Origin of the sequence: Pantoea deleyi (assembly GCF_022647325.1) — a bacterium.
Taxonomy (GTDB): domain Bacteria; phylum Pseudomonadota; class Gammaproteobacteria; order Enterobacterales; family Enterobacteriaceae; genus Pantoea; species Pantoea deleyi.
Window position 1 is genome coordinate 1,389,963 of sequence record NZ_CP071405.1, and the last position, 23,457, is coordinate 1,413,419.

Consider the following 23,457-nt stretch of genomic DNA (forward strand, 5'->3'; position numbering starts at 1 on the left):
TCAGCCCCGATTGACCCGGCCTGAACGCGCTGGCCTGCAGGGCACACCCACAGCCGGTGCTAATCTCATTTCATCCCAGCCAGCGTCGCGCCTGCCGATCGCTGATATCCCGGTAATAAATACGATGAATGGTTTTACCACAGCCTGAACAACAGGCGGTAAGCGAGGTGGAGAGGTAATATCTGCCGCTGGGGGCGATAGCACCGTGCCGTTCGATAATAATGTTCTGCCATCGGTGATAGTGTGGAATAAGCGCTGATAATCGCATCATACATCCCAAATAGTATGAAGTCCGGTTTCTGAATTAATCGGGTCAGATGAGAAAACAGGTAAAATTGAGCCGGCTTTTATCGACGACAAGTGCCGGGAAATATCGGCCTGAGCCTCGTTTATATAGCCTGTAACACTTAAGAGGTATTTCGCTGACCCGCAGCATTAAGCCTCTTTTTGCACCGCACAGTGTTGATCCGGATCATAGGAAGAGGGGGATGCAGCCCCGGTTTTCTCTGCCTGCGGCCCTGATAAACTTCCGCAACCTACCCGCAACGGTGAGGAGTAATGCCTGCCGCGTTTTTCGTTTTCGTCGTCCGACAATACAGGGTTTTATTCGCCGTCCGGGCTGTCTCACGGCCGGAATAACGTTAATCCGGGTGATCTGATTCACAGTTGCTAAGAAACAGAACAGGGGTTTTAAAAAAAGTAATTGCGGGAGTCAGCGGCGATACCGCATAAATCAGGCATGGAACGTCTGAGGTGAAATTAATGGAACAGGTAAAAGAAAAAGCGTCATCCTGCTGGTTGGTCGATCGAAATAATATTTCAGCTTTATTCAGTGACAACGCGCTGCATATTAACGCCATCCTTTTCCCGGAAACGGCGTCGCCGGTGCTGGATAATCTGAAAAAAGAGTTTTCCGCTTTTTCGCCGACGACGGCAGAAAAGGGTAAGAGTTTACTGTTCAGTTTAGACAGCGACGGACGCAGGGCCGGAAGTTTTACTCTGCGTCATGATGAAGACGTTATTGAAGTCTCGGCCAGTGAAATGACCGGCTTGCTCTATGGCTGGTTTGAACTGATGAAACGTCTGCAGCTGAAAGATTTCTCCTGCGGCACATACCTCTCTGACTCTCCCGCCATCACCATCCGGATGCTGAATCACTGGGATAACATGGATGGCACCATCGAGCGCGGCTATGCCGGCCGGTCGCTGTTCTTTACAGAGAACAGATTCATTGGCGATCACGAGAAAACAGGCCGCTATGCCCGCCTGCTGGCCAGCGCGGGCATCAATGCGCTGACCATCAATAACGTTAACGTTCATCAGGTCGAGACACGGCTGATTACGCAGGAATACCGGCAGGCGCTGATTGAGCTGTGTGACCTCTTTCGCGGATGGGGGATTCAGCTCTTTTTATCCGTGAATTACGCCAGTCCGATAGAGCTGGGGGATTTAACGACAGCCGATCCACTCGATGCGCAGGTCAAAGCCTGGTGGCGTCACTGCTTTGATGCGCTTTATCGTGACATTCCCGATTTCGGTGGCGTGGTGGTGAAAGCGGACTCAGAGCATCGTCCCGGCCCCTTTACCTATCACCGCACCCATGCGGACGGGGCCAACATGCTCGGCGAGGCGCTGGCTCCCCACGGCGGACTGGTTTTCTGGCGCTGCTTTGTCTACAACTGCCAGCAGGACTGGCGCGATCGTCAGACCGACCGGGCGCGCGCCGCCTATGAACATTTCGCGCCGCTGGATGGGCAGTTCCGCGAAAACGTGATTCTGCAGATCAAAAACGGCCCGATGGATTTTCAGGTGCGTGAACCGGTTTCGCCGCTGCTGGGGGCGATGCCTGCCACCAATCAGGTGCTCGAACTGCAAATCACCCAGGAGTATACCGGGCAGCAGATCGACCTGTTCTGGCTGGTGCCGCAGTGGAAAACGATTCTGGCGTTCGATACCCGACTCTCATCAGGCCCCTCCACCATCGAAGATCTGGTCTGTGGCCGGGCGAACGCGATGCCGCATGCGGGGGTAACCGCGGTCGTCAACACCGGCGACGACCGCTTCTGGACCGGACATGTGCTGGCGCAGGCCAATCTCTATGGCTATGGCCGACTCCTCTGGAATCCTGCCATCGAAGCCGGAGTGCTCGCCAGGGAGTGGAGCCAGTTAACCTTCGGGACAGACGCGGAGGTTACCCGGACGGTCAGTGAGATGCTGCTCTCCAGCGGGCAGGTCTACGAAGATTACACTGCGCCGCTGGGCGTGGGCTGGATGGTCAATCCCCATCATCACTACGGGCCAAATATCGATGGCTATGAATATGACGTATGGGGAACCTATCACTATGCCGATCGCAATGGTCTGGGCGTGGATCGCACCCTCGAAAGCGGCACGGGCTACGTCGCATTATATGCGCCGGAAAATTGCCAGCTTTATAACGATCTGCAGCGTTGCCCTGATGAGTTACTCCTCTTTTTCCATTTTTTGCGGTACGACCACCGCCTGAAAAATGGTAAGAGCGTCATTCAGCATATTTACGACACCCATTTTTCCGGCGTTGAGGCGGTAGAAGGCTTTATTCAGCGCTGGCAAAAACTGGCGACGTTAATTCCCTCGGATATTCACAGAAACGTCGCCGAGCGTCTTGAGAAACAGAAAAAGAATGCCAGCGAATGGCGTGACAGGATTAATACCTATTTTTACCGCAAGTCAGGTATCGACGATAACAAGGGACGAAAAATATATAAATAACGTTTGAGGACGGTGGGCAATCGTGCCCACCCTACTGCATGGAGCTGATTATGAAAGAACCTCGTAAGATAACCTTAAAAAATTATATGGGTTATGGCGTCACCGATATACTGGGCAGTGGCGCTTTTGCCGTAATGGGCGCCTGGCTGATGTTTTTCTATGTCACCTATTGCGGCCTGAGCCCGATGCAAGCCGGTTCTATCCTCTTTATTGCCAGGATCCTGGATACGATTATCAGTCCGCTGGTGGGCTACGCCACGGATAATATCGGTAATACCCGTATCGGCCGTCGCTTTGGCCGCCGACGCTCCTTCCTGCTCTTCTGCTGCCCGCTGCTGGTTATTTTCAGCCTGATGTGGGTGGAGGGTATGCACTATTTTTATTACCTCACCACCTATCTGTTAATGGAAATCATCGCGGCCATGGTCATCATCCCTTATGAGGCGATCGCGTCGGAGATGACCAGTGACTATAAAGAGAGAACCCGTCTCTCAGCCGCCAGAATTATTTTCGCCGGCCTGGCCGCGTCTCTGGCCACCTTTATTCCGGGCCAGCTGTTTAAAATATTTGGTAATCAATCGCCGCAGGCATTTCTGATTAACGCTATCATCTTTACGGTGCTCACCATGATGGCGCTAATTATTACCTATTTCAGCACCTGGGAGCGCGAAACCGCCACCCCTGAACCTCAGTCAGCGCCCCGCAAGCCCTGGAATACACTCTTTTCCTCCATCATCCATGAGATGCTGACCAGCCTGAAGGTGAAAGCGTTCAGACAGCTTCTGCTGATGTATATCCTCTCTTTTACCGCGCTGGATCTGCTGAGCTCCGTCTTCGCCTTCTTCATCATCTTTGCCCTGAATCAGGATGCGACCCTGGCCGCGAATCTGATGTCGGTGGGGATTTTCTGTTTTGGCTGGGGAACGGCGGTGTTTGCCTGGGCTTTTATACGCTGTAAACCGGCCAGATTACTGCAGCTCTGTTATCTGGTGGTGATGCTTTGCATGCTGGCGTTTACCGCATTCTATTTTTATCAGCCCTCATGGATGGTAATGGCGCTCTATGGCATCGCCTTCATCTATCAGTTGTTCAAGGGCGGCTATGTCTACCTGACCTGGAACATCTACCCCTTTATTCCCGATGTGGATGAGGTCATGACCCGAAAACGCCGTGAAGGCATCTTTGCCGGCATGATGACCTTTGTGCGGAAAAGTACGCTGGGGATCTCGGCACTGGTGGTGGGCGCACTTCTTGAGATGAATGGCTTCGTCTCAGGCGCCACCACACAGACCCGGTTAGCAACGGATACGGTGGTGGGCATCGTCTGCCTGGGCACCCTGGCATTACTCTTCTTCGCCTTTATTGTCTCCACCCGCTTTAAATTAGATCGCCGCACGCATCAGATTCTGCTCGATGAGGTGGCGCGCCTGAAAGAGACCGATGGCGACCTGACAGGCAGCACGCCGGAAACGCGCGTGGTGATTGAGAGCCTGACCGGAATTAAATATGAAAAAATCTGGCAGGGCGAAACCCGCGAACATGCCCACGTCACCCCCCAGCCGGCCGGGAAGGGCTAATCAGACGGCGCAGAGCCAGCCACGTCAGATCGAAAAGTTTCTATCACACAGAGGTTATTCATGGATCGTCATTATCAGGACCCCTCATTGCCTGCAGAGGCGCGCGCCCGCGCGCTGCTCAGCCAGATGACACTGGACGAGAAGATCGCGCAGATGCATGGCTACTGGCTGATTGTTTCAGATGAGGGCGTGGTCACCGAACGGCAGGATGCCAGTGACCAGTTCAGCCACCGGGACGCACAGGCATCGTTTGAGCAGAAGATCGCGCTGGGGGTGGGGCAGATTACGCGGCCTTTTGGTTCCGGGATGCTGGAGGGGGAAACCGGCATCGCGCTATTTAATGCACTGCAGAAGCGCATTATCTCGGCGAGTCGTTTCGGTATTCCGGCGCTGTTTCATGAGGAGTGTCTGGCAGGGCTGATGTGCATGGGGGCGACCCTGTTTCCCTCCTCCCTGAATATGGCCTCCACCTGGCATCCGGGGCTGATAAAGGCTATGGCGGACTGCATCGGCCGTGAGGCGCGTAGCATCGGCTGTCGTCAGGCGCTGGCTCCGGTTCTGGATGTCTCGCGCGATCTGCGCTGGGGCCGGACAGAAGAGACCTTTGGCGAAGATCCCTATCTGGTCGGGATCATGGCGACAGAATATGTGAGGGGCCTGCAGGGAGAGAAGCGCGATCTGCTGGCGACGCTGAAACACTACGTCGCGCACTCGTTCAGCGAGGGCGCGCGTAATCACGCGCCGGTTCATCTGGGCTTCAAAGAACTGAACGATATCTTTCTGCTGCCTTTTGAGATGGCGGTCAAGCTGGCGGATGCGGGATCGGTGATGCCCGCTTACCATGATATCGATAATCAGCCCTGCCATAACGATGCTTTCCTGCTGACCGAAATATTACGCGACCGCTGGGGATTCGACGGGCTGATCGTGGCCGATTATGGCGGCGTCAGCCTGCTGCATCAGCATCATGGCGTTACCGCCGATCGCGCTGAATCGGCGGCCAGCGCCTTCAATGCCGGGCTGGATGTGGAACTGCCGAAAGATGACTGCGCGGCGGCCCTGAAAGAGGCGCTGGCACGAGGGCTGATCGCAGAGGCGAAAATCGATCAGATCGTCGTCAGAGTCCTGACGGAGAAATTCAGAACCGGACTCTTCGATAATCCCTTTATCCCGGAAGCCCGGCCCGATTTTCAGTCGGCGCGGGCGCGTGAGGTTGCCCTGCAGGTGGCACGGGAATCCATGACCCTGCTGGAGAATGACGGCACCTTACCGCTACGGGCGTCAGCGCTAAAATCGGTGGCGGTCATCGGCCCGACGGCGGACGATCCACTGGCGCTGCTATCGGGGTACAGTTTTCCCGTACACCTGATTCTGAGTGATACCGAGGCGAACACCAGCCAGGTCACCACGCCATTAGCCGCTCTGCAGGAGGCGCTGCCGGAATGCCGGATCACCTACCGGAAAGGGTGCCATATTCTGACGCAGCGCGCCGCAGGGACGCCGGTATTTCCGGGTGATGTCGGCAGGGCGCTGGCCGCTTCACCGGTGTCGTGCGATGTCTCTCTGATCGCCGACGCGGTTCAGGCCGCACGTGAGTCGGAGCTGGCGATCTGCTTTGTCGGCGATCTGGCCGGGCTGTTCCAGAGCGGCACGGTCGGCGAGGGGTCGGACACCGATACTCTGAACCTGCCCGGCGTACAGCAGCAGCTGCTGGCAGCGGTGGTCGAGACGGGCGTTCCGACGATTGTGGTCATGACCAGCGGTCGCCCCTATAGCCTGCAGGGGCTGGAGGATCGGCTGGCGGGTTTCCTGATGGCGTGGCAGGCCGGGCAGGAGGGGGGCTACGCCATTGCAGACGTTCTGACGGGCAGGCAGAGTCCGGGTGGCAGGCTGGTCGTCTCTGTGCCGCAAGACGTGGGTGCGATGCCCTATTTCTATAACCATAAAATGAAGAGCAGCGGCACACCGGTCGCCTTTCACTTTCCGCCACGCTACGCCTTTGGTTATGGCCTGAGCTACTCGACGTTCAGACTCTCTGCTCTCTCTTTACCAAAGCGGGTTTTCGCTATGGATGAGGCGGTGACCTTCACCCTGACGGTGGAAAACAGCGGAGAGCGGGAGGCCGACACCGTAGTTCAGGTTTATGTCCGCGATATTCAGGCTTCGCTGGTGCGCCCGGTTCAGGAGTTAAAAGCATTTCAGCGCATCCGGTTAGCTCCGGCGCAGTCGGCGGACATCAGCTTCACGCTTCCGGCAGATATGCTTAACTTTACGGATAATCAGGGCCGGCGCAGGGTAGAGCCGGGAGACTTTATTTTAATGATTGGTGAAGCCTCAGACAATATTGTGCTTCAGCAGACGATTACGCTGGCAGGGCCGCTGCGCATTCTGGATGAGCGCTGGTCAATGGAGAGTCATGCCACCATCAGTTATCGCTTACCGCCCACAATTTAATTATTCCAGCCAGATTTATCCTGCTTCTGTTTTCTATTCACCGCTCTCCGGAGCGGTTTTTTAATTAAACCTTTAACGTTAATGGCTCTTTTGTTTTTTATATTTTGCACACAGTCACAGTTGCTATATTTAATAATTAGCCAGTAAAAAATGATAAAATTATATTCATGCGCTTTCGGTTATTCTATGACCATAAAAAGGATTACTACCATAAAGGGAAAAGACGATGAAAGCGATGATGAAAAAACAGGCGTTAGCCAGTGCAGTAATGATTTCTGCTATGCCACTTTCTGCCTTTGCGTTAGATTTCTCATCCACGGGCGTGGATATTCGTGAAGCCTATACCACCGGCAGTAAAATGTTCCAGACCCGACTGCAGATTTCAACCGTGATTAATGACAGTGTTTCTTTCTCATATCAGAACACGATCAACAACGGCAGTAATTACACTGAATTTAAGAACAACTACTCAGAGGTAGAAGTCACCTACGCGATTCCGCTGACAGACCGGTTTTCGTTTATTCCCGACATGGTCTTCAGCTGGGGGCACAAGGGCAGTCACATCGATCCCTACCTGAAGTTTAATTATCAACTCAGCCCTCAGTTCGGCGTGATGGCCGGGTATCGCTACTATCACTACAACTATAAAACACCCTGCCTGGATGACAGTCTGCAACGAAACAGCTCGCACGAATATGATCTATGGCTGAACTGGCAGGTCACGGATAAGTTATTTGTTAACTATAACCCGGTCTATCTGCAGAAGCAGAACGATTTTCACTTCGGAAATAACAAAAAAGATATGTGGCAGCATACGCTCTATCTTAGCTACCAGTATGACTCACACTGGAAACCTTTTGGTGATATTTCCGATCTGGGTCGGGCAGGAAACGGTGATAAAGAGTACCGGATGCGTATCGGCCTGAAATATCTGTTCTGAAGCATTCTCTCTGGCGGGTCGGCGTAGATTTTAAACGTGCCTTCCCGCCAGAAAATACGGTTTCGCTGACGGATAGATTCAGCCAGTTAACTGGCACGATTCTGCTCCTGATAACGGCTGCGGTAGGCTTTCGGGGTCAGATTATAAGTTTTCCTGAAGACCAGATAGAAATACTGAACAGAGGGATAACCCGCAATCAGTGAGATCTCTTTCATCGGGAGATCTGTGGTGATGAGTAAGTTGCGGGCATGTTCGATTTTTTCATTATGAATGACGGTGTGAATGGTCGCACCCAGATGCGCTTTAAAACGGATTTCCAGACTGGTTCGTGAAATACCGGTAAAACTGATGACCTGTTCAGCCTTGATACCCTTACAGGCATTATCGCGGATAAAGTTCATTGCCCGGATAACATAGGGATCGACAATAGAACGATAATTGCTCGAACGGCGTTCCACCAGTTTCAGCGGGGGAACCACCACGCGCTGCAACGGCAAGGACTCTCCCTTTAAGAGTTTATGAAGAATTTCAGCCGCGCAGGAACCCATTTTTATTGCGCCATGAACCACGGAGGAGAGACTGATGCCCGACAGATGTTGCGTTAACTCTTCATTGTCGATGCCAATAATGGCTAACTTTTCCGGCACCGGGATCCCTATATTTTCACAAATCTGCAGTAAATGTCTGGCGCGGGAATCTGTCACCGCGACGATGCCGGTGCCCTCTGGCAGAGACGTTACCCAGTCAGCCAACTGGTTCTGCGCCGTCTGCCAGTTATCGATAGTGATATCATGGCCGCGATAAATTAATCCGGTCCGGTCCTTTTGCTGCAGGATCGCAGCAAATGCGTTCTCACGTTCGGTTGCCCAGCGTTTATCCGGACAGGCAGGGAAGCTGTACAGGGCAAAATGTTCCATACCCTTGTTAATCAGATGCTCCAGCGCAGTCGCGACCAGGCTGTAGTTATCAGTAGCCACATAGTGCAGATTCGGAAAAGCCTTTCCGGAGGAGTAGGAGCCACCAATACCGACAACAGGCATGGTCAGCTTATTGAGTTCCTGTTCAACCGCCAGCACATCGCAGTCAGCAATGACACCATCCACGTTCCAGCCATTGATGCTGTCAATGTTACTGCGGAAATCGTCTGCGATGTAAACATCCCACAGGGCACGGGAACGCTGCAGGTATTTACCCACGCCCTCGATTATCTGGCGGTCATACGCCTTATTCGCATTAAATAAGAGCGCGATATGAAAGGTCTTCTCCATTCCGTCAGCCTCCCTGGCAGGTTTATCCTGCACTGTGAATAGCACAGGTCGGTGCTTTCTTTAACCGTTTTGTGTTTGTCCTGTAAGCTGGCGCACTCTTTTTCTGCGTTGCGTGAAAAAAGTCCAGTGCGGCAACACGTGCAGTGTGTGAAAAAGATAAATGCCCAGATTGATCAGACAGTTAACCTGTATAGGTAATCTGGAACGCGACAGGTGAAAGTTGCGCGAAATAAACGGGATCGCCTGGTAAAGTGTTACGGGTTTCTTCGCGAATCCGGATGTGGCAGAAGCGGGGCAGCGCAGACTGCCCGAGCGGTTTCTGCCGGTGAGTGAGGACGCCAACGGAGTCCGGGAGTGATGCCGTAATCGTGCGGTATGCGTTTACAGGACCGCCTGCTGACATTACTATCCTGACTGACTGAATTTAGTTAAACGACTCGGGGTGCCCTTCTTTGTGAAGGCTGAGAAATACCCGTATTACCTGATCTGGATAATGCCAGCGTAGGGAAGTCTGATGCCTGACCGCATTCGCCTTCTTGTTCGCCGGTTGGGAGCTATGATGTCACAGCCATCTCAACACCTTTCCGCCGCGCACTTCGCGCCTTTTCTGCACGCTTTTCGCCGTCACTCACCGCTGGTGCACTGTATGACCAATGAGGTGGTACAGAACTTTACCGCCAACGTGCTGCTGGCTCTGAACGCCTCTCCGGCGATGGTTATCGATGCTGGCGAAGCCGCTGAGTTCAGCCGCTTTGCCGATGCGCTCCTCATCAATGTCGGCACTCTGACCCGCGAGCGTCAGCAGGCGATGCAGGCCGCCGTCACTGCCGCCCGGGAGGCAGGCACCCCCTGGACGCTCGACCCGGTGGCGGTCGGCGCACTGACGCTGCGCAGTGACTTCTGCCAGCAGTTATTGAGTCAGGAACCGGCCGTGATCCGCGGTAACGCCTCAGAGATTCTGGCGCTGGCAAAGCAGGCCAGTGGCGGACGCGGCGTGGATACGCTGCATCAGGCGGATGCGGCGCTCGATGCCGCCCGGCAGCTCGCCACCACCTGGCGCACGCTGGTCATCGTCAGTGGGGAGGTGGATTACGCTACCGACGGTACGCGGATCGTTGCGCTTCGCGGCGGCTCGCCCCTGATGACGCGGGTAGTCGGCACCGGCTGCGCGCTCTCAGCGGTCGTGGCGGGGTTCAGCAGCCTGCCCGGCGACCGGCTGTTAAACGTGGCCGCCGCCTGTCAGGTCATGTCGTCAGCGGGGGAGAGGGCGGCGTCACAGGCCGCCGCGCCGGGCAGTTTTGCCACGGCGTTTGTTGATGCACTCTGGACGCTGGAGGCACAGCATGAAACGCATTAATGCCCTGACGATTGCCGGGACCGATCCCAGCGGTGGCGCCGGGATCCAGGCCGATCTCAAAACGTTCTCCGCGCTGGGTGCCTATGGCACCAGTGTTATTACCGCGCTGGTGGCACAGAATACCTGCGGCGTGCAGTCGGTCTGCCGTATCGATCCGGACTTCGTCACCGCTCAGCTCGACTCGGTGCTGAGTGATATCCGCATCGACAGTGCGAAAATTGGCATGCTGTCGGAAACGGCTATCGTGGAACAGGTGGCCGCCCGCCTGAAGCAGGCGGCGATCCCCTTTGTGGTGCTGGATACGGTGATGGTGGCGAAAAGCGGGGATGCGCTGCTTTCCCCGGACGCCGTGGCCAGTGTCCGTGAGCTGTTATTGCCACAGGTCTCGCTGATCACCCCTAATCTGCCGGAAGCGGCGGCCTTGCTGGATTGTGCTCTCGCCACCGACGAAGCGGAGATGCGCGAGCAGGGGCGGGCACTGCTCGCGCTGGGCTGTCAGGCCGTGCTGATGAAGGGCGGTCATCTGGCGACGGGCGAAAGCCCGGACTGGCTGATCGCCCCCGGCGCAGAGCAGCGATTCAGCACCCCGCGCGTCAACACCCGGCATACGCACGGCACGGGGTGTACCCTGTCGGCGGCGTTAGCGGCTCTGCGTCCGCGCCATGCTGACTGGGCAGACACCCTTGCAGAGGCGAAAAGCTGGCTGCAGCAGGCGCTGCTGCAGGCGGATTCACTGGAGGTCGGCAAGGGCATCGGGCCGGTTCACCATTTTCATCAATGGTGGTAGTGATGCAGCCCCTCATCGTCCTGGCAGGCGATGAGGGCGTGACTCAGGGCGTTTCGAACCAGGCGCTGTTGCGCTCGGCAATCGGAGTGATAGAGAAGATCATCTCCTGCAGGTGCAGACGCATGGCCGTTTCGGCCGCCTCCGCATCGTGAGACGTCAGCGCGGCAAAAATCTCTTCATGCTGCTCAATCAGCTTTTCCGGCGGGGAGACTTCACTCAGCGTCAGGAACCGGACCCGGTCCATGGCGGCTTTGATGTTCTCCACCGTTTCCCAGGCGAGCCTGCAGTCAATGCTTTCTGCAATCAGACGATGAAACTCATCGTCCAGGCTGAGAAACGCCTGGCTGTCATGGCGCGCTGCGGCCATGCGTTGCAGCTGCAGGTTATGCTCCAGCGCCATCAGCGCTGGCGCTGTGATCTCCTGCGCCGCACGACGCACGACCGAGATTTCCACCGCCTCACGGATAAAGCGGCCATCCGCCACCCGTTTGGCGGAAATTTTGCGCACGAAGGTGCCGCGCTGCGGCAATACCTGTACCAGTCCCGCTTCGGCCAGCTTGATAAACGCTTCCCGCACCGGCTGGCGCGAGACGTTAAAGCGCGCAGAGACCTCTTTTTCCGACAGCAGCGAACCCGGCTGAATCGCGCAGGTGACGATATCTTTGCGGAGATACCGGTAAATCTGCTGATTCACCGGTTCGCTGGTTGTAATGGTATAGGCGATCGACATGCAGCAATATCCATATTACGGCTGGCCGGAGCCAGCGCGATGGGAAAGTGTCAGTCTAATCAGCACGCTGCGTCTGCGCCAGCCCTTTATTGGCCTGCTGCTGGCGGCGTTCGAGGCAGTGATGCACCGTCGCGCGCGCCCCCTTTTCTGAAAGTTGCTGATACCAGCCGGTCAGCCGGGCGACCACATCGGCGTTCTGCAGCAGATCCTCGCCAAACACTTCGCGCAGCGAGAGAAGGGCCCGTACGCGCGCCTCGCCCTCTTCGCTGGCGGCCACACATTCCGCCAGCTGTTTCTGCATCGGATCGCGGAGGGTAATCGGCTGGCCCTGTTCGTCGACGCCGCCGACGTAGCGCATCCAGCCCGCCACCCCCAGCAGCAGCAGGTCGCAGTCACTGCCGTGCTGCAGATGCCAGCGCAGGCTGTCGAGCAGGCGCTGAGGCAGTTTCTGGCTGCCATCGGTGGCGATTTGCCCGGTGCGGTGTTTAATGGCGCGGTTCTCATAACGGGCGATCAGCGAATCAGCATAGGCGTTAAGGTCGACACCCTGGGTGCGCAGGGTCGGTGCCTGCTCATCTACCATCAGTGAACGGGCGGCGGCACGGAAGTGGGGGTCGGCCATGCAGTCGCTGATGTGTTCATAGCCCGCCAGGAAGCCGAGATAGGCCAGGAAAGAGTGGCTGCCATTCAGCATGCGCAGTTTCATCTCTTCATAAGGCAGGACATCGCTGACCAGCTCTGCGCCCGCCTTCTCCCACGCCGGACGGCCATTGACGAAGTTATCTTCAATGACCCACTGAAAGAAAGGTTCCGCTTCGACCGCTACCGGGTCGCGGGAGCCCAGGCGCGCGCTGAGCGCGCTGAACGCATCGTCGGTCATGGCTGGCACGATGCGATCCACCATCGTGGACGGGAAGGTGATCTGCTGCTGAATATAATCGGCCAGCGCCGGATCCTGCAGCCGGGCCAGCTGCACGATGACGTTGCGGGTGACATGGCCATTCTCCGGCATGTTGTCGCAGGACATCACGCTGAAGGGCGGCAGATTCCGATCCCGGCGGCGGCGAATCGCAGCCAGAATCAGCCCCGGCAGCGATCGCGGTGCGTCCGGATGCTGCAGGTCATGCACGATATCGGGATGGTCCGGGTTTATGTGTCCACTGGCTGGCTGGTGGCAGTAGCCTTTCTCGGTCACGGTCATGGAGACGATCGCCACATCGGGTTGAGACATCGCCTCAATGACCGCCTCAATCCCGTCACTTTTACCGTGCAGCGCCTGGGTAATGACGCCAATCACGCGGGTCTGCTGTGCGTCATCGGCCCTCTCCGTCAGGGTATAGAGCAGATGCTGCTCGCGCAGCGCCTGAATCAGGGCACCGCTATTGAGGTTAACTTCACAGTATCCCCAGTCGCTGCCCTGTTCAGCCAGTTTATCGCTGCACAGAGCCTGATGAGCACGATGAAAGGCACCGAAACCGATGTGCACCATGCGGGTTTTTAACTGACTGCGGTCATAAGCGGGGCGCCTGATTTCTGCGGGCAGGCGATCGATCTGTAACATAATCCGTCCTTTTGGCTAACGGGGCGAAAAGCGCCCCAAATCATGGTTCTGTCAGAAACAACACTCAGACCGAAACCGGTTTATCGCGGGTTTTCGGACTGCGAATGACAAACAGCACCAGGAAAGCACCCAGCGCAGCAACACACCCGGCCAGGACAAAGGCGCTGTCAAATTTGCCGGTGTGCTGAACAATAAAGCCCGTGACAACAGGCCCGATAATGCCGGAGAGACTCCCTGTCAGATGGATAAAACCGCTGATGCTGCCGATGCGGCTCTTGTGGACCACATCCTGAATAATGGCCCAGTAGATCGCGCCGGTGATATAGAGAAAGAAGATCGACACCGACATCATCATTACGGCGGGAACCACCTCTTTTATCGTACCCGCCAGTGCCACACAAATTGCGGCTGCCAGCAGTGAGACCACCAGCACAATTTTACGCGACAACAACAGCTTGCTGGTGAGGTTAAAGATTTTATCGGAGATCCAGCCGCCCAGCGCCAGACCGACGAAGCCCACGATCCACGGAATCATCGTGGTGATGCTCATCGATTTGATATCCAGCCCGTGCGCCTGCACCAGGTAGGCCGGGAACCAGCTCAGAAAGAAGAACAGGATGTAGTTGTAGCAAAAGAAGGCAAAGGCGGTGACCAGGATAATCGGCTGACGCAGGTAGTAGCCAAAAGGGTGCGGTGTCTCGGCGAGATCGACCTCATCGTTCGGGCTGGTACTTTTGAGGCGTGCGATGAGCTGACGCTCCTCATCCGTCACCCGCGGGCTTTTGGCCGGATTGTCTGCGGCAAAAAAGAGCCAGAACGCCATCCAGACCAGACCGATGCAGCAGACGATGACGAATGCCGGCCGCCAGCCGAAGGCCAGCGCCAGATAGCCAATGATCGGGCCTGCAACTGCGCCTCCCAGCGGTGAACCGGCACTCAGCAGGCCCATGGCCGTCGCGGCCTGTTTGCGGGGAAACCAGCCGTTGATCGCTTTGTTCGCCGACGAGCAGATCGGCCCCTCCGCCATGCCGAACAATATGCGCAGGATCAGCAACGACCAGAAGCCGGTGGCCAGGGCGGTCATACCGCAGAAAATGGACCAGGCGCCTACCGCCACGGCCAGAACGATTTTGGGGCCGAAGCGATCGGTGGCCAGACCGCCGACAAAGTTAAAGAGGGCATAACCAAAGAAGAAGCTGCCGAAGATGATGCCGAACTGTTCCGCATTAATCGCCAGATCTTTTTCAACCAGCGGCACCGTCAGCGACAGGGCGACGCGGTCCAGATAGTTAATCATGTAAACCAGGAACAGCAGTAAAACGAGGGTCCAGCGCAGGTTCTTGAACATACAAACTCCAGGGTCTGTTTTATCGTTTTAAGGGTGCCCGCGAACATGCACTGGCACCGTCTGGGCAGAGCAGGTGTTAATCCATTTGCAGGATCACTTTGCAGCAGGTGCGAGGATCTTTTTCAAACAGGGTCATCGCGCGTTCCACGTCCCTGAGCGGAAAGGCGTGTGTGACCAGTTTTTCGGGCTGGAGTAAACCCTGTTCCAGCCAGTCAATGACCTGCGGAAAACGGTTGCTGTTCAGGCGGGAGGTAAACAGCGACAGCTCTTTACTGGTCAGGCTTTGCTGCGTGATGGTGCAGGGTTCGCCGGAGAAGCCCAGCAGGCCGATGCGGCCAGCCGGTGAGGCGAGCGCCGCCGCCTCAGTCAGAATGGCGGGATGGCAGGCGGCATCAATGATCAAGGTCGGCTGCACGCCGCTGAGCTGCTCCGCCAGCGGGATCTCACCGTTATCGAAGCACTGGTCCGCACCGCTCTGCGCGGCCAGTGCCAGCCGTTCCGGCAGCCGATCCACCACCATTACGCTCTTCACGCCATAGACCCCTTTCAGCACCTGCACGGCAGTGAGCCCCATCGGGCCAGCACCGTAGATCAGGGCGATATCGTCGGGACGCGGCTGAAGAAACGCCGTGATGTTGGCGGCGATAGTAAAAGGCTCGATCAGGCTGGCGAGCCGATCGGGGATCGTGTCCGGCAGCGGCCAGGCATTGCGGGCGGGTGCCAGCGCATAGTCGCTGAAGCCGCCGTCGCGGTGCACGCCGATCACCTGCAGTGTGGCGCAGACGTTGGGCCGGCCGACGGAGCAGGGATAGCAGCTGCCGCAGCTGATGACCGGATCGACCGCAACGCGCTGACCCAGGCGGGCCGCGTCAACGCCGTCGCCCACCGCATCGATCACGCCAAAAAACTCATGGCCGATGACGCGCGGATAGCGGGCGAACGGGTTGTGGCCGTGCCAGATATGGACATCCGAGCCGCAGATGCTGGCACCGGTCACTTTTACCCGCACCTCGCCTGCCGCCGGCTGGGGCAGGGGGCGCTCGGCGATCGTCAGTTTTCCCGGCTGTTCAATTACGACGCTTTTCATCCAGCTCTCCTTACCAGTTCCAGAGGGTGCCATCTTCAAGACGGGCGACCGGCAGATAAGCAGGCTCGTAGGGATATTTCGCCGCCAGTTTTTCGTTGAAATCGATGCCGAGGCCGGGCTTGTCGCCGGGATGCATATAGCCCTGATCAAAGCGCCAGCTGGCATCAAACAGCTCCATCATCTGTTCGGAGAAGCCCATGTACTCCTGCACGCCGAAATTCGGCACCCAGAGGTCAAAGTGCAGCGCCGCCGCCATGCAGACGGGCGAGAGATCGGAAGGGCCGTGCGAGCCGGTGCGCACCTGATAAAGCGAGGCAAAATCCGCGATGCGCCGCATGCCGGTAATGCCACCCGCGTGGGTGATGGTGGTGCGGATATAGTCGATCAGCTGCTCTTCAATCAGCTGCTTACAATCCCAGATGCTGTTGAACACTTCTCCCACCGCAATCGGCGTTACGGTGTGCTGGCGGATCAGGCGGAAGCACGCCTGATTCTCGGCAGGCGTCGGATCCTCCATCCAGAACAGGCGATACGCTTCCACGCTCTTGCCGAAGCGGGCCGCTTCAATCGGCGTCAGGCGATGGTGCATGTCATGCAGCAGATGCTCATCGAAACCGAATTTATCGCGGATCGCGGCGAACAGTTTTGGGGTGAAATCGAGATACTTCTCGGTTGACCAGAGCTGCTCTTCCGGCCAGTTGCCTTTAGTCGCAGGCTCATACGCCAGCCCTTTGCCTTTCGCCATGCCATAGGTGGTTTTCATTCCCGGCACGCCGCACTGCACGCGAATCGCTTTAAAGCCCAGCGCTTTGTGCTTTGCGTAATCATCCATGACTTCATCAATGGAGTGGCCGGTGGTGTGGCAATAGACCATCACGCCGGAGCGGGAAGCGCCGCCCAGCAGCTGGTAAACCGGCATATTTGCGGCTTTGCCTTTGATATCCCACAGCGCCATATCCACGGCAGAGATGGCGGACATCGTGACCGGACCGCGACGCCAGTAAGCGCCCTTGTAGAAGTATTGCCAGATGTCCTCGATCTGATGGGCATCGCGGCCGATCAGCTGCGGACAGACATGATCTTTCAGATAGGAAGCGACCGGCAGCTCGCGACCGTTGAGGGTGGCATCACCCACGCCGGTCAGGCCCTGATCCGTGGTGATCTTCAGCGTGACAAAGTTCCTGCCTGCACAGGTGACAAAGACTTCCGCCTTAACAATTTTCATTCCGGGTACCTTACGTCAGTGTTGAATGACGAAAAAATACGCGCATTAATACTACCATACAAGTAAGGCTGGCAGAGTTGTGAAGGGAATCACAGAGTATAGAGCCGGGAAAATCACAGGGCAGAAAGGGGTGGGCGTAGTAGCGTATGCGGGCTCAGAACAGCGGGAGGACGGGCAGTGAACGGGGGCGATTACCCCCGTTAAGGTGTCAGGAAAGCAGGGCGCACTGCGGCGGCAGGCGGCAGCTCAGCGCGCCTGCCATCACCTCGATGACAAACTCGCGGCCGGAAAGTGGCTCACCGTCCAGATTGAAGGTCATCTCATGCGGAGAACGGATGGTCAGGGATTCCAGCTGCGTGGTGACGATACCCGGATTGTCGTCGTCGCCGGTCAGGGAGTGCAGCAGCGTCGGCAGCAACTCCTGAGCAGTGACGATACTCACATCCAGCCGGCCATCGTTGATCAGGGCAGACGGGCATAACCGCTGACCGCCGCCCGCCTGACGCCCATTGCCGATACCGATCACCAGCGCGTCGCCCTGCCAGGCGAAATCGGGGCCGCTGATTTCACAGGTGTCAGGTTTCAGCGTATCCATGCGCATCAGGCCGTGAATAAAGTAAGAGACGCCGCCCAGCGCTGACTTCAGCTTTTCCGGCGTTTCGGTGGTGATGCGGGTGCCGAATCCGCCAGTCGCCATGTTGATGAAGTAGTGGCTCTGATTGACCCGGGCCAGATCGATAGCGTGTGCTTTACCCTGAATAGCCAGCCGCAAAGCGGGCTCCATCTCTTCCGGAATCCCGACGCTGGTGGCGAAGTCATTGGCGGTGCCCAGCGGCAGAATGCCCAGCACCGGGCGATGCGCCGCATCGGACGCGGCCAGCGCCGTCGCGATTTCATTGATGGTGCCATCGCCACCGCCTGCCACTACGGTTTCCGCCTGCAGCGCGATCGCCTCTTTGACGTAACGGTCGCCGTCGCCTTTTTCAAACGTGACACGCACCGCAATGTCGAAACCTTGTTCACGCAGGGCAGTAATCGCGTCGCGCAGATCTTCATTACCCGCGCCTTTCCCGTTCAGGATGAGCAGCGTCAGCGGTTTATTATCCATTTTGCGTTCCTTGAGGATCTACAGAGTAAGAAAGGAGTTTATAACATAGCTGCCAGCAGCAAATTATTGGAGAAAGAGAGAAAAAAGAAAACCCGCACGGGGGAGCCGGGCGGGTAAATGAGGTGGTTCCTGATAAATCTGCCGTTTGTTGTTACTCGTTAGCAGCAGGCGGGACTATAAAGCAGCCCGGCCTGAGGGTCTGTGATCCTGTTCTGATTTCAACAAATTGTTTCCGTTGGTAAACGGTTATGCGGATCGCGGGTATCTTCACCGTGATCGAAGTTACGCAGCAGCAGGGCAAACTGCAGGTCCACCTCTTCAGGCACCTGCAGCCAGACGCGATGACCATCGCCCGGCGCAATCTCTGTGGACTCACCGCGGGCATTCTGCAGGGCATCGATCCGGCACTGCAGGTTTCCCGCAGGCGTCATGATCTCCACGCTGTCGTGCAGCATAAACTTGTTCTTCACCGCCACTTCCGCCCATTCACCGCGACGCTCGCCGGTAAATTCGCCGACAAACTGCTGGCGATCGGAAACCGAAAAGCCCTGCTGATAGTTCTGGTAGCTGTCATGCGTGTGGCGGCGCAGGAAGCCTTCGGTGTAGCCGCGATGGGCCAGGCCTTCCAGGGTCTGCAGCAGTGAAGGATCAAAGGGTTTACCCTCGGCGGCATCATCAATCGCCCGGCGATAGACCTGCGCGGTGCGGGCGCAGTAGTAGTAGGATTTGGTGCGGCCCTCGATTTTCAGCGAATGCACGCCCATCCCGCTGAGCCGCTCCACATGGGCGACGGCGCGCAGATCGCGCGAATTCATGATGTAGGTGCCGTGCTCATCTTCGAATGCGCTCATGACCTCGCCCGGTTTCATCTTCTCTTCCAGCAGAAACACCTTGTCGGTCGGCTGGCCCACGCCCAGCGTGGGGGTCACATCCTGCACCGCGATGGGTTCATGGATACCCACGATATTGCCCACCTCATCCTGCTGACCTTCGGCCACTTTGTACTCCCAGCGGCAGGCGTTCGTGCAGGTGCCCTGATTCGGGTCACGCTTGTTCATGTAGCCCGACAGCAGGCAGCGACCGGAATAGGCCATGCAGAGCGCGCCGTGAACAAAGACTTCCAGCTCCATCTCCGGCACCTGCTGGCGGATCTCGGCGATCTCCTCCAGCGACAGCTCGCGAGACAGGATCACCCGGCTCAGCCCCCTCTGCTGCCAGAATTTCACCGTCGCCCAGTTGACCGCGTTGGCCTGCACCGACAGGTGAATCGGCATCGACGGAAAGGCCTCCCGCACCAGCATAATCAGGCCGGGATCGGACATGATCAGCGCGTCGGGCTGCATGGCCACCACCGGCGTCAGGTCGCGGATAAAGGTTTTCAGCTTGGCGTTGTGCGGCGCAATGTTGACGACCACATAGAACTTTTTGCCCAGCGCGTGGGCCTCGCTGATGCCCAGCGCAAGATTCTCGTGGGTAAATTCGTTGTTGCGCACCCGCAGGCTGTAGCGCGGCTGGCCGGCATAGACGGCATCGGCGCCGTAGGCAAAGGCGTAACGCATATTCTTCAGCGTGCCGGCGGGGGAGAGAAGCTCGGGTTTCATGTTTGTCTCACTGATGTCAGGTCAGCATGCCGCCGAAGGCGGCAGGTGCAGGGCCTTAAGCCCTGCAAAAGGTGCGGAATTGTAGGCAGTGAGAAAAGGGAAGTAAATTGATCGGGATCAAACTAGATCAAATGACAGGCATCGGCCTCCCAGCGATAGCCCATGCCGTAGACGGCGCGGATAAAGGGCTGCTCGCTGTCGAGCGTCTCCAGCTTACGGCGCAGATTCTTGATGTGGCTGTCGATTGTGCGATCCGTCACCACCCGGTAGTCATCATAGAGATGGTTGAGCAGCTGTTCGCGTGAAAAGACCTTGCCCGGCTCCAGCGACAGCGTTTTCAGCAGGCGGAACTCGGCGGGCGTGAGGTCGAGCGGTTTGTCGCGCCAGCTGGCGTAGAAGCGGCTCTCATCGACCCGCAGCAGCGAGGCGCTCTGCGGCTCTTCCGCCGAACGTCTGACGCGGCGCAGAATGGTTTTGACCCGCGCCACCACTTCGCGCGGGCTGAAGGGTTTGCAGATGTAGTCATCTGCGCCCAGCTCCAGCCCCAGCAGCCGGTCGATCTCTTCGGTGCGCGCCGTCACCATAATAATCGGCAGGTCAGAATGGCGGCGGATTTCGCGGCACAGCGTCAGGCCGTCTGTGCCGGGCAGCATCAAATCCAGCAGCATCAGGTCGGGTGGCGTCTGGCGAACATATTCCAGCACCGCACTGCCGTCGGCGATGTGATGGGTGCGGTAATTTGAGGCAAGCAGATAGTCGATCATCAGCTGCGCCAGTTTCGGCTCATCTTCGACCACCAGAATCAGCGGATCGGGGGTTTCCGGGTTCATAAGCGTCTACACAGGGGGAACATAGCGCAAGTGTAGCGCGATTTTCAGTCCACCTAAATCAGAGTGCGCCGCATGAAGGTCGCCGCCATGCGCTGCCGCAATGTTTTTACAGATGGCGAGGCCGAGGCCTGAGCCGCCGCTGGCACGGTTGCGCGACCCCTCGGTGCGGAAGAAACGCTCAAAAATCTGCGCCTGATACGCCTTGTCCACGCCGGGTGCACTGTCATCAAATTCGATATGCCAGTCGGGAGCCTCATAGCGGAGCGTCACCTCCACCCGGCCTCCGCTGTCGGTGTAGCGCAGGCTGTTCTCCAGCAGGTTGGTGAAGAGTTGCATCAGGCGGTCGGGATCGCCAAAGAAGGGCGCCTGATCGGGCAGATTCAGTTTCAGCGTCAGCTGGTGCGCGCGATAGCGTTCGGCAAAGCTGCCCGCCGTTACCTCCAGCAGCTGCACCAGGTCGGTCGCCTGTTTGCGGTAGGCGAGGGCTCCCACGTCGGACAGCGACAGCTGGTGCAGGTCGTCAACCAGCTTGGTCAGCACCACCACTTCACTCTGCAGCGAGGCGATCGCTTCCGGCGTCAGTTTGCGTACCCCATCCTGCATCGCTTCCAGCTCACCCCGCAGAATCGCCAGCGGGGTGCGCAGCTCGTGGGAGATATCGGCCATAAAGGCGCGACGCATGCTCTCGTTTTTCTCCAGCGAGCGGGCAAGCAGGTTGAAGTCGCCCGCCAGCTGGCCCAGTTCATCCCGGCTGCTGACCTCGACGCGGGTGGCGAAGTTACCGGCCGCCAGATGATGAGTGCCGTCGACCAGCCGCTTAACCGGGGCCAGCAGACCGCGCGCCATCAGCCAGGTCGCCAGCGCTGCCAGCAGGGTCGAGAGGCCGACGATAATCCAGCTGGTACGCCGCTGCTGAAGATCAAAGTTGATGTCGGTACTGCGCGTCAGTCGCTCCGGGGGAGAGCCGATCACCCAGCCAACAATCTTGCCCGTGCTGGTGGTGATATTGCGCCGCGTGCCTTCCGGCGGCACCGGCCCCGGCGGGCCGACCATTACCTTATACTGCTGATCAAGCACCCAGAACTGTGTACGCCAGCCGTGGGGCGGCAGCTGACTGCTGCTGTCCGGGTTCTGCTCCAGCGAACGCAGCATAGTGAAGATCAGCCGATCGTTGTGACGCAAAAAATCCCAGTTGCCGTGCTGCTCATACTGGTCGGCCAGCGCATCGCTGAGCAGGTTCAGGCGCTGCTGATTGCCGCGCTTGATGTAATCGACGAAGCCATGCTCGAAGCTGAGCCGTACGCCCCAGTGCATGGTGATCAGCACCAGCATGCAGGTGGCGAAGATCGCCATAAACAGTTTCGCCCCGATACCCAGGCGCAGGTTAACTCTCATTTTTTTCTCCGGCGTCGCAGATCGACGTTGGTACTCACCTGGGAAGGAACGCGCCAGAACACCAGCGCGGGCAGGATGATAATCAGCGACATACACAGGTAGGTATAAATAAACATCTGGTGCTCTGCGGCGCTGCCCGCCACGCTCTCCTGCGCAAACGCCCCCAGCAGCAGCCCGGCCACGGTGACGCCAATACTCATCGACAGCTGCATGATCATCGACAGCAGGCTGTTGCCGCTGGAGGCCAGTTCATCGGGCAGCTCCTTCAGCGTCAGGGTATTCATCGATGAGAAGCGAATGGCGTTAACCATCCCCTGCAGAAACAGCACCAGCGGCAGCAGCCAGACCCAGCCCAGCATCGCCACCAGCGGGAAGAGCAGCACCACCAGCGCCAGTGCCACGGTCGACATCACCAGCACCCGGCGATAGCCAAAAAGATTAACGATGCGCACCACGATGCGCTTCATCCCCATATTGCCCAGCACCATCGGAATCATCATCAGACCGGCGTGGAACGGGCTGTAGCCCATGCCGAGCTGGAGGAAAATCGGCGTCATAAAGGGCAGCATGCCACTGCCGATGCGGCCGGTGAAGCTGCCGAGCAGGCCAATCGCGTAAATCCGGTTATCGAACAGCTTCAGGCTGAACAGCGCGTTTTCATTGCCGCGCGCATGCAGCAGATAGAAGAGCAGCGAGAAGGTGCCTGCCAGAATCATGCCACCCAGCAACAGCGGAGAGCCGCCGCTGCTGCGCTGGCCATCCAGCGCCAGGGTGAGGGTCGCCATCCCGGCGGCCAGCAGCATAAAACCGGCAAAGTCAAAGCGCCGCGTCTGCATACGGTAGTTAGGCATCAGCATCAGGGTCGCGATAGCGCCCGCGATGCCGACCGGTATATTAATCAGGAAGATCCAGTGCCAGCTGGCGTACTCTACCAGCACGCCGCCCAGCGCCGGGCCGAGCAGCGGGCCAATCTGGCCGGGCAGGGTGACAAAGGTCATCGCGGACATGTACTGCTCACGCGGCACGATCTTCATCACCGTCAGACGCCCTACCGGCACCATCATCGCGCCGCCAATCCCCTGCACCACCCGCGAGAGTACCAGCTGATCCAGCGTGGCGGAGAGGGCGCACAGCAGCGATCCCAGGCTGAACAGCACAATCGCGCTGAAAAAGATGTTACGCACGCCAAAGCGGTCCGCCAGCCAGCCGCTGACCGGCAGCATCACCGCCACCGTCAGCACGTAATAGACGATCACCGCGTGCATGTGCAGCGGGCTGACACCCAGATCGTGCGCCATAGAGGGGATCGCGGTATTCACGATGGTGGTGTCCAGCGTCTGCATAAAGAAGCCGATGGCAACAATCCATAACTGCCAGCGGACGTTAGTGCTTTGCGTACTCATCGATCCCCCGATAACGGCCTGTTCCCCGATCGCGG

18 protein-coding genes and 1 riboswitch are annotated in these 23,457 nt (G+C 57.7%); of the genes, 6 read left to right on the forward strand and 12 right to left on the reverse strand.

The features are described from left to right. Positions 1-70: 70 nt before the first annotated feature. On the reverse strand, positions 71-268 hold the full coding sequence (locus J1C59_RS06580; protein WP_128085252.1) for a hypothetical protein: 198 nt from the start codon (positions 266-268) through the stop codon (positions 71-73). Positions 269-762: 494 nt separating this feature from the next. On the opposite strand from J1C59_RS06580, the gene J1C59_RS06585 reads away from it, so the two are divergent. The 4 genes from J1C59_RS06585 to J1C59_RS06600 all read left to right on the forward strand — a co-directional run bounded on the left by J1C59_RS06585 (position 763) and on the right by J1C59_RS06600 (position 7,722). After that, positions 763-2,751: an alpha-glucuronidase gene (locus J1C59_RS06585; RefSeq protein WP_128085240.1), complete on the forward strand. Its 1,989-nt coding sequence runs from the start codon at positions 763-765 to the stop codon at positions 2,749-2,751. Positions 2,752-2,801: 50 nt separating this feature from the next. After that, positions 2,802-4,328: an MFS transporter gene (locus J1C59_RS06590; RefSeq protein WP_167498273.1), complete on the forward strand. Its 1,527-nt coding sequence runs from the start codon at positions 2,802-2,804 to the stop codon at positions 4,326-4,328. A 60-nt stretch (positions 4,329-4,388) separates the two neighbouring features. Next, complete coding sequence (locus tag J1C59_RS06595; protein WP_128085243.1) at positions 4,389-6,782, forward strand: glycoside hydrolase family 3 N-terminal domain-containing protein; 2,394 nt, start codon at positions 4,389-4,391, stop codon at positions 6,780-6,782. Positions 6,783-7,008: 226 nt separating this feature from the next. Next, complete coding sequence (locus J1C59_RS06600; RefSeq protein WP_128085244.1) at positions 7,009-7,722, forward strand: oligogalacturonate-specific porin KdgM family protein; 714 nt, start codon at positions 7,009-7,011, stop codon at positions 7,720-7,722. Positions 7,723-7,808: 86 nt separating this feature from the next. On the opposite strand, the gene J1C59_RS06605 is transcribed toward J1C59_RS06600, so the two are convergent. Continuing rightward, complete coding sequence (locus J1C59_RS06605) at positions 7,809-8,990, reverse strand: XylR family transcriptional regulator (protein ID WP_128085245.1); 1,182 nt, start codon at positions 8,988-8,990, stop codon at positions 7,809-7,811. A gap of 428 nt (positions 8,991-9,418) precedes the next feature. Then, positions 9,419-9,515: riboswitch (TPP riboswitch) on the forward strand. A gap of 34 nt (positions 9,516-9,549) precedes the next feature. Here J1C59_RS06605 and thiM point away from each other — a divergent pair. Together thiM and thiD are read left to right on the forward strand one after the other, a co-directional pair. Further along, entirely contained in the window at positions 9,550-10,347 is a 798-nt protein-coding gene (gene thiM / locus J1C59_RS06610) for a hydroxyethylthiazole kinase (RefSeq protein ID WP_128085253.1), read from the forward strand. After that, on the forward strand, positions 10,334-11,134 hold the full coding sequence (gene thiD / locus J1C59_RS06615) for a bifunctional hydroxymethylpyrimidine kinase/phosphomethylpyrimidine kinase (RefSeq protein WP_128085246.1): 801 nt from the start codon (positions 10,334-10,336) through the stop codon (positions 11,132-11,134). The genes thiM and thiD overlap by 14 nt, the downstream gene beginning before the upstream one ends. Positions 11,135-11,177: 43 nt before the next feature. Here the strand turns inward: thiD and J1C59_RS06620 are convergent, their stop codons facing one another. The 10 genes from J1C59_RS06620 to mdtD form a co-directional block, all read right to left on the reverse strand. After that, complete coding sequence (locus tag J1C59_RS06620; RefSeq protein WP_128085247.1) at positions 11,178-11,864, reverse strand: GntR family transcriptional regulator; 687 nt, start codon at positions 11,862-11,864, stop codon at positions 11,178-11,180. 55 nt (positions 11,865-11,919) lie between these two features. After that, positions 11,920-13,425 carry a mannitol dehydrogenase family protein gene (locus J1C59_RS06625; protein WP_128085248.1) on the reverse strand — a complete coding sequence of 502 codons (1,506 nt, stop codon included), beginning with the start codon at positions 13,423-13,425 and terminating at the stop codon, positions 11,920-11,922. A gap of 64 nt (positions 13,426-13,489) precedes the next feature. Next, positions 13,490-14,773: an MFS transporter gene (locus tag J1C59_RS06630; RefSeq protein ID WP_128085249.1), complete on the reverse strand. Its 1,284-nt coding sequence runs from the start codon at positions 14,771-14,773 to the stop codon at positions 13,490-13,492. A 76-nt stretch (positions 14,774-14,849) separates the two neighbouring features. Then, positions 14,850-15,860, reverse strand: a complete 1,011-nt coding sequence (locus J1C59_RS06635) for a Zn-dependent oxidoreductase (RefSeq protein ID WP_140917209.1) — start codon at positions 15,858-15,860, stop codon at positions 14,850-14,852. A gap of 10 nt (positions 15,861-15,870) precedes the next feature. Then, on the reverse strand, positions 15,871-17,085 hold the full coding sequence (gene manD / locus J1C59_RS06640) for a D-mannonate dehydratase ManD (protein WP_128086436.1): 1,215 nt from the start codon (positions 17,083-17,085) through the stop codon (positions 15,871-15,873). Positions 17,086-17,293: 208 nt separating this feature from the next. Further along, positions 17,294-18,193 (reverse strand): lipid kinase YegS, encoded by a 900-nt coding sequence (gene yegS, locus J1C59_RS06645; RefSeq protein WP_128086437.1) that lies wholly within the window; start codon positions 18,191-18,193, stop codon positions 17,294-17,296. Positions 18,194-18,411: 218 nt separating this feature from the next. Further along, entirely contained in the window at positions 18,412-19,794 is a 1,383-nt protein-coding gene (gene trhP / locus J1C59_RS06650) for a prephenate-dependent tRNA uridine(34) hydroxylase TrhP (RefSeq protein ID WP_128086438.1), read from the reverse strand. Positions 19,795-19,916: 122 nt separating this feature from the next. Continuing rightward, positions 19,917-20,624 carry an envelope stress response regulator BaeR gene (gene baeR / locus J1C59_RS06655; RefSeq protein ID WP_128086439.1) on the reverse strand — a complete coding sequence of 236 codons (708 nt, stop codon included), beginning with the start codon at positions 20,622-20,624 and terminating at the stop codon, positions 19,917-19,919. A 6-nt stretch (positions 20,625-20,630) separates the two neighbouring features. Continuing rightward, positions 20,631-22,019: an envelope stress sensor histidine kinase BaeS gene (gene baeS / locus J1C59_RS06660; protein ID WP_128086440.1), complete on the reverse strand. Its 1,389-nt coding sequence runs from the start codon at positions 22,017-22,019 to the stop codon at positions 20,631-20,633. Then, positions 22,016-23,422, reverse strand: coding sequence for an MFS transporter (mdtD, locus tag J1C59_RS06665; protein ID WP_128086441.1), 1,407 nt, complete (start codon positions 23,420-23,422; stop codon positions 22,016-22,018). The genes baeS and mdtD overlap by 4 nt, the downstream gene beginning before the upstream one ends. Positions 23,423-23,457: the final 35 nt, after the last annotated feature.